General features: G+C 75.5%; 4 protein-coding genes. All 4 read right to left on the bottom strand.

Going from position 1 to position 6846, the window contains the following annotated elements; all coding sequences use genetic code 11:
• Positions 1 to 167: 167 nt before the first annotated feature.
• Positions 168 to 2627, bottom strand: a complete 2460-nt coding sequence (locus Q0D57_RS18735; protein WP_291046902.1) for a transglutaminaseTgpA domain-containing protein — start codon at positions 2625 to 2627, stop codon at positions 168 to 170.
• Positions 2624 to 3919, bottom strand: coding sequence for a DUF58 domain-containing protein (locus tag Q0D57_RS18730; RefSeq protein ID WP_291046901.1), 1296 nt, complete (start codon positions 3917 to 3919; stop codon positions 2624 to 2626). Before Q0D57_RS18730 ends, Q0D57_RS18735 begins: the two co-directional genes overlap by 4 nt.
• Positions 3916 to 4887 (bottom strand): MoxR family ATPase, encoded by a 972-nt coding sequence (locus tag Q0D57_RS18725; RefSeq protein WP_291046899.1) that lies wholly within the window; start codon positions 4885 to 4887, stop codon positions 3916 to 3918. Before Q0D57_RS18725 ends, Q0D57_RS18730 begins: the two co-directional genes overlap by 4 nt.
• Before the next feature lie 24 nt (positions 4888 to 4911).
• A partial coding sequence (locus tag Q0D57_RS18720; RefSeq protein ID WP_291046897.1) for a fibronectin type III domain-containing protein occupies positions 4912 to 6846 on the bottom strand: 1935 nt, incomplete at its 5' end.

Genomic DNA, 6846 nt, shown 5'->3' with positions numbered 1-6846 from the left:
CTGGAGCGCGGCCGTGCGGCGCTGCTCGCGCACGATGGCGTCGAGGAGGGCCTTGCGGTCGTGGCGGGCCGTGTCGCCGAGGGTGGGCCGTGGCGCGATGGCCGAGGTTCCGCACTCTCCGCAGAGCAGGGCTCCGGCGCTCAGAGTCGTGCCGCACGTTCTGCACTTCACTGCTTGTCCTGCCTGTCGTCGTGCTTGCCATGATACGGGCGGAGCGACCTGGTCGACAGCCGAGCGCGCAGCCGGGCGAGCCGCCCGCCCCGGGCGAGGAGACGTCGGCGTTCGGTGTCGGAGGCGCCCCAGAGAGCCGCGAGCTCGGCCTCGCCGGGGTCGGCGGGGCCGTAGAGCGCCTCGTCGACGCGCTGGGCGAGGACGACGGCGCCGGAGGCCATTCCGCCCTCGCCGACGGGGGCCGCGACGGTCTCGGCGTCCGTATCCACCAGCGCTTCCGCCGCCTCGCGCCGGGTGGCCGACGTGGGGAGCGGGAGGTCGGCGTCGCGAGCGGTGTCGAGCAGCTCGGCCCAGCTGCCGGCGGCACGGGCTCGCGGTGCTCCCCTCGTTCGCCGACGGCTCCGCCGGCGGCGCTTGAGGGCGAGCACGGTGAGGAACGGGGCGAGGAGCACGGCGAGGCCGGCGAGGGAGATGCCCGCGATCAGCGCGATCTGCACGAGGAGCGGCGTGAGGGTGTCGACCGGGGGCGGATCGGTGTCGTCCTGCTCGAGCGGCGCCTGGTCGATCGCGTCGTCGACGTCGTCGGGAGCCGGGGGAACGACGTCGGGCGGGCGCACGGCCGTGCTGCTGTCGTCGGTGGCCGCGGCCGGCACCGGCCGGGGTTCGGGCGTGACGTCGAGGGCGAGCCAGCCCTCCTCGGCCGTGTAGACCTCCACCCAGGCGGTGGCGTCGCTCCCGCGGAGCGCGACGGCGGCCGTAGCCGAGGCGGAGTCATCGCCGGCCGGGGCGGAATCGGTGCCGGTCGATGCGGAGTCGGCGCCCGCCGGGGCAGCCTCGGCCTCCGGCACGGCGAAGCCGAGCGCGACACGCGCCGGGAAGCCCGCGGCCTCGGCGAGGAGGGCTCCGGCGGCGGCGTACTGCTCCGCGTCGCCCACCATGGGAGTGGCCGTGAGGAGCTCCTGCAGGCGGTCGGCGCCGTGCCCCGAGCGCGAGAAGACCTCGCCCTCCCGGCTGCTCGACAGGTAGCCCGAGCGCAGTCCGGCCACGACCCCGGCGAGCCGGGCGCCCGGTGACCGCGACTCCGGCGCCCACTCGGCCGATCGCGCCGCGACGGCATCCGGGACCCCGGCCTGCTGCACCCGCACGGGCGCACCCGGCGTGACCCCCGACGGATCGGCGGGCAGCACGGCACCCGTCACCTCGAGCAGGTACCCGTCACCGTCGGCGAGGCGCTCGAGGTCGGCGGCGGTGGTGAGGGCGGAGCTGTAGAAGAGGGAGTCTTGCAGCACGGCGGCGTCGGCACCCCGGAAGCGCACGGCCTCGGGTTCGCCCGCGGTGGGGACCCAGAAGCCCGTGTACGCACCCACCGAGACCTCGAGCGTGCGCCGAGCCGGCGTGCCGTCCTCCCTGGTCGCCGCTCCGCCGGACCCCCCGCTGTCGCCCACCAGCCGCTCGGGCACGCGGGAGAACAGGGCACCGGCGGCGCCCGCGGACCCCACGTCGTAGACCACGCCGTCGTAGTCGTCCATGCGCGCGAGCACGATCCGTTCTCCCGGCAGCGCCCCCTCGACCGTGAGCATGACCGCGGAGTCGGCCGGGGCCGCCACGAACGACCGGTAGGCCGAGAGCGGGCTCGGCTGCTCGCTCGGGTCGAACGGCTGCTCGACGGCCTCGCGCAGGGTCGCGCGGTCGACGGCAGAGACCTGCGACCACGCCGTCGCGGATCCAGGTGCCAGCACCCCGACCACGATCGCGCCCGCGAGCCCGGCCGCCACCACGCCGGCCGCACCGACGAGGCCCGGACCGCGCCGCCTGCGCGAGCGGGACGGCGGCGTGCCCGGCTCAGGCGGCACCGCCCGGGTGGATCCGGCCCAGAGCACCGCCAGCACCGCGAACAGGCCGCCCACGACGACCGGCGCGAGCGCCTCCTGCCCGCCGAAGGCGATGCCCGCGACGAGCACCGCGGTCGGCGGCAGCAGCGCGAGCACGGGCAGCCCCGTGCGGAGCGCGACGGACACCCCCGCGACGGACGCGGCGAGCAGCAGGGCGAAGACGGGCACGAGGAGCGCCTGGTAGTCGCCGACGGGCAGGGAGATGGTGAGCAGCTGGCGCCAGCCGGTGCCCGTCGTGACGACCAGGTCGGCGAGACCGGCGGGGGTGGGGAGCACGCCCCAGAGCGCCTTCGCCGGAACGGCGAGGGGAACTCCGAGCAGGAGCCAGGCGAGCACGGTGGCACCGAGCACCGCCGGTCCCGGCCAGCGCAGGAGCGCGCCGGCCGTGCCGATCAGCGTGCCGACGCTGACCGTGACGGCCGCCAGGATGACGAAGGCCGCGGACTCGTAGACCGGCCACCAGCTCGCGGCGGCCACGAGCACGAGCAGCTCGACCAGCGCGGCCGCGAGCAGCGTGCGGCCGATGCGCGTCTTCGCCGGCGCGGGGCGGTCCGCCCGGCTCACACGCCCACCGCCCGGGTGAGGGCGCGCACGAGGTCGTCGAGGTAGCCGATGCGGGTGATGCGCAGGGCGTCGATGCGCACGAGCGCGGGCTCGGCCTCGGGCTCGGCGACCACGGCGACGACCTCGACACCGGTCGCGAAGTGCGAGGCGGCCGCCCGGAGCTGGCGGGCGGTCACGGTGCTGCCGCACGCGAGGAACACGACAGAGGCATCGGCCGCCGACTCCCCCACCGCCCGCGCCACAGAGGTGAGCCGTGCGGCGCCGGGCATCTCCTCGACGCCGCTGAGGTCGTCGAGGAGATCCCGCGGAGAGCTCGTGCGGAGGCGGCCGCTCCGCCGCAGCGATGCGGCCCCGCGGAGGCGAGCGGCTCGCCGAGCGGAGACGCCCGCCGCCCGCACCGGCTGCACACCTGGGGCACCGGCGGAGCCGCCCGTGCGGCCGAGCGCACCCGAGAAGACCGAGACGGTGGCGCCGTCGGCGATGGCGCGCACGCCGATCGAGGCCACCACGCTCACCGCGAGCTCGAACTCCTCGTCGGAGGCGTAGTCGTCCGGCGACTGGGACTGCACCACGATGAGGTGGCTCCGCCTGGTCTGCTCGAACTGCCGCACCAGGAAGGCTCCCGCCCTGGCCGTGCTCTTCCAGTGGATGTGCCGCCGGTCGTCCCCCGGCACGTAGGGCCGGAGCGCGTGGAACGACATGTCGCTGTCGGTGACATCCGACGTGGGGATGCCCTCCAGGTCGCGGAGCAGCCCCGTGCTGCGCACCGCGAGCGGCACCGTGGCCGGGTGCACGAAGAGCTCCTCGGCCCCCGAGCGCACCGACTCCCGGCGGGCGAGGCCGAGCGGATCGCGTCGCACGACGACCACGGGCCCCAGACGGATGACGCCGCGCCGGACGGCGGGCACCTCCACCTGCACCTCCCGCGCGGCGCGCGCCGGCACCGCGGGGAGCGACACCGGTTCGAGCCGCGGAGGCTCGCCCCGGGAGCTCACCGCGAGTTCGGCGGTGCGCGCGCCCCGCCTCGATCCGGAGTCGTTGATGGCGCGCACGGCGACGGCCGCCGTGCCGCCCGCGACGACGTGCCGATCGAGCACCGCGATCTCGATCCGCCCTGCCGTGCGCCCCACAAGGAACAGGGCCGACGCGATCGCCACCCCCAACGCCACCGCCCCCGCGGTGACGAGCTCGAGCCAGCCGAGCAGCGATCCGGCGACGAGTCCCGCCGCGGTCAGGCCGGCGACGGCCCAGCCGCCCGCCGTCACCACGACGGCGGGACGGGGCGCGCTCATGCGGCCGAGACGTCCCCGGGCGGCGGGACGTCGAGCAGGATCTGCGAGATGACGCCGAGGGCGCTCACGCCGTCGAACTCCGCCTCCGGATCGAGCACCAGGCGGTGGGCCAGCACGGGTCCGGCGAGCGCCTTCACGTCGTCCGGCACCACGTAGTGCCGCCCGTCGGAGGCGGCGAAGGTCTTGGCGGTGCGGATGAGGGCGAGGGCGGCGCGCACGCTCGCCCCCAGTCGCGTCTCCTCCGCATCCCGTGTGGCCTGCACGAGCCTCGAGACGTAGTCGTTGATGGCCGCGTCGACGTGCACCGTGCGGGCCTCGGCCGCGAGCAGGGTCACGCCGTCGGCGGTGATGATGGGCGGCCGGGAGCCGGAGTGGGCGCGCTCGGTGGCGCCCTCGAGGATGCGCAGGGTCGTGGCGTGGTCGGGGTAGCCGATCGAGGTCTTCAGCAGGAAGCGGTCGAGCTGGGCCTCGGGCAGGCGGTAGGTGCCCGCCTGCTCGATGGGGTTCTGCGTGGCGATCACCATGAACGGCCGGCCCACGGGGTGGGAGTCGCCGTCGACCGTGACGGTGCCCTCCTCCATGACCTCGAGCAGGGCGGCCTGGGTCTTGGGGCTGGCCCGGTTGATCTCGTCGGCGAGCACGATGTTCGCGAACACCGGCCCCGGGTGGAACGAGAACGCACCGCTCGGCTGGTCGTAGACGCTGACGCCCGTGATGTCGCCGGGCAGCAGATCCGGGGTGAACTGGATGCGGCTGCTCGTGCCCCGCACGCTGCTCGCGATGGCGCGGGCGAGCGAGGTCTTGCCCGTTCCGGGAGCGTCCTCCAGCAGGAGGTGGCCCTCGCTGAAGAGCGCGGTGAGCGCGAGCCGCACCACGTGCGACTTGCCGTGCAGCGTCTGCTCGATGTTCGCGGTCAGCTTGTCGAAGACGTCGGCGAACCGCGCCGCCTGCTCCGTCGTCATCGTCATGCTCATCTGCACCGCACCTCTCCGTCAGTCACCGTACACAAACTCGTAGCCGCCGAGGCTCAGCTGGAGCCACGCGTCGCCCGGCGCCACGAGGGCGGGCGGGGTGCACGTGGTGCCGATCACGACGCCGGAATCCGATTCGGGCGTGGGCGGGGCCGAAGAGCGGGAGCCGCAGCTGTACTCCGGCACGAGGGAGCCGTTCGGCGGATCGGACAGCCAGCTCCAGCTCGTGCCGTCGTAGACGGGCGGCGTTCCGAACCGGAACGTGATCGAGGGGGCCGGCGCCGTGATCGGCGCGGAGTACGGCGTGCACACCTCGGTGCCGCTCGCGAGGTCGCACACGCGCACGGCGTAGCGGTAGGCCTCGCCGAACGACCCCTGCGTGACCGCCCGCGGGAACCCGCCCAGGGTGAACGGCTGCGCCGAGCCGACGGGCGCGCCGCCCGCATCGACCTGCTGCACCCAGTAGCGCGGCGAGGTGACGGGCGAGGTGGTGGGCACCGACCGCAGCTGCAGGTCGACGATCGCATCGTCCTGCTCCATCGAGGAGTCGATCCGGCTGGTGTCGACGACTCCCGGGCTCGGCACCGTCACGGCCGAGACCACGGCGGAGGGCGTGCAGCCGGCGGCGTTGTAGCCCCACACCACGAAGGAGTAGCTCGTGTCGACCGCGGTGAGCCCGGAGAAGACCGCCGAGCGCGCGCCCTGCCCGAGGGCGAGCTGCTCGGCGACGGCGCCGCCGGTCGAGGGCGCGACCACCCGCCCCGGTGCCGGGGACGTGACGGTGCACGCCTGGGCGCCGCCCGGCACCGCGCTGCTGCCGGGCGCGAGGCGCTGCACGAAGTACCCGGCCACGGCGTCGCCGTTGCCCGGGAACTCCGGCCAGCTGAGGGTGACCGTGCCCGCAGGCTGCCCGCCACCGGCGACCGCGGTGACCGCGGTGACCGAGGAGGCGGCGGGGGCACCGAACGGGGTCGCCGTGGCCGACGACGACGCCCAGACCGCGAGCGCCGGGAAGGCGTCGTTGCGGGCGGTCACCGTGACCGTGGCCGGCGAGCCGTTGGCGAGACCGCGCACGATGCTCGAGCACCCGGCCCCGTCGCATCCGGCGCCGGCTGCGTCGACGGTCTCGACGAGGGTGCCTCCCGCGCTCACGTCGTACTGCCGCACCGGTGATCCGCCCGCCCCTACGGCTGCGGGAGACCACCGCACCTCGAGGGCGCCGTCGCGCGGGGCGAGCTGCAGCGCGCCGGGCGCGGTGGGGAGGAGGTCGGACCAGATCGGCGAGGCGTAGGCCGTGGGCTCGGAGGCTCCGATGCCGTTCGACGCCGTGACGCTGATCGTGACGGCCTCGCCCGGACCGTTCCCCGGGGTGCGCACGGCGCAGCGGGTGCTCGCGCAGGCGGTGCTCACGCTGCTGCCGGAGACGGATCGGGCCGTGGCTGTGAAACCCGTGATGGCCGAGTTGTTGGAGGCCCCCGGCGAGAAGACCACGTCGACGGAGCGGTCGCCGAAGCCCGTGACCGCGAGCCCGCCGACGGGGCCCGGCCTGTCCTGCACCGCGATCCTGACCGTTCCCCAGGCGGCCCGCTGCGGATCGCGCGTGGCGTCGAGCACCTGGTACTGCACGGCCACGTCGGAGGGCGGTGCGTCGGCCGCGGCCGTGATGCGGAGCTGCCGGCGGTCGGCACTCGGGGTGACGGTGAGACCGGCCGGCAGCGAGCCGGCGTCGACCCCGCGCACCGCGGCGACCGTGAGGGGCGACTCGGGGAACGGATTCGTGGCCTCGTCGTTCGCGAGCACGTCGATGGTCGTGGTCGTGCCGCGCGGGGCGATGACCGTGTCGTCGGCGGGCACCGTGACGGGCCGGGTCGAGGCGACCACCGTGAGGGAGATCCGCCCGGGCCTGCCGGCCGTGCTGCCGCTCGAGACACCGATCGAGAGCGCGCCGGTGGCGCC

Source organism: Herbiconiux sp. (assembly GCF_023264895.1).
In the GTDB taxonomy this organism is placed as follows: Bacteria; Actinomycetota; Actinomycetes; order Actinomycetales; family Microbacteriaceae; genus Herbiconiux.
This window is presented reverse-complemented; position numbering and strand designations above follow the sequence as displayed.

What these genes read in the sequence shown, in the direction of transcription:
- Q0D57_RS18730 (WP_291046901.1), bottom strand. Translation starts at nt 3,919, where the DNA reads ATGAGCGCGCCCCGTCCCGCCGTCGTGGTGACGGCGGGCGGCTGGGCC.
- Q0D57_RS18725 (WP_291046899.1), bottom strand. Translation starts at nt 4,887, where the DNA reads ATGACGATGACGACGGAGCAGGCGGCGCGGTTCGCCGACGTCTTCGAC.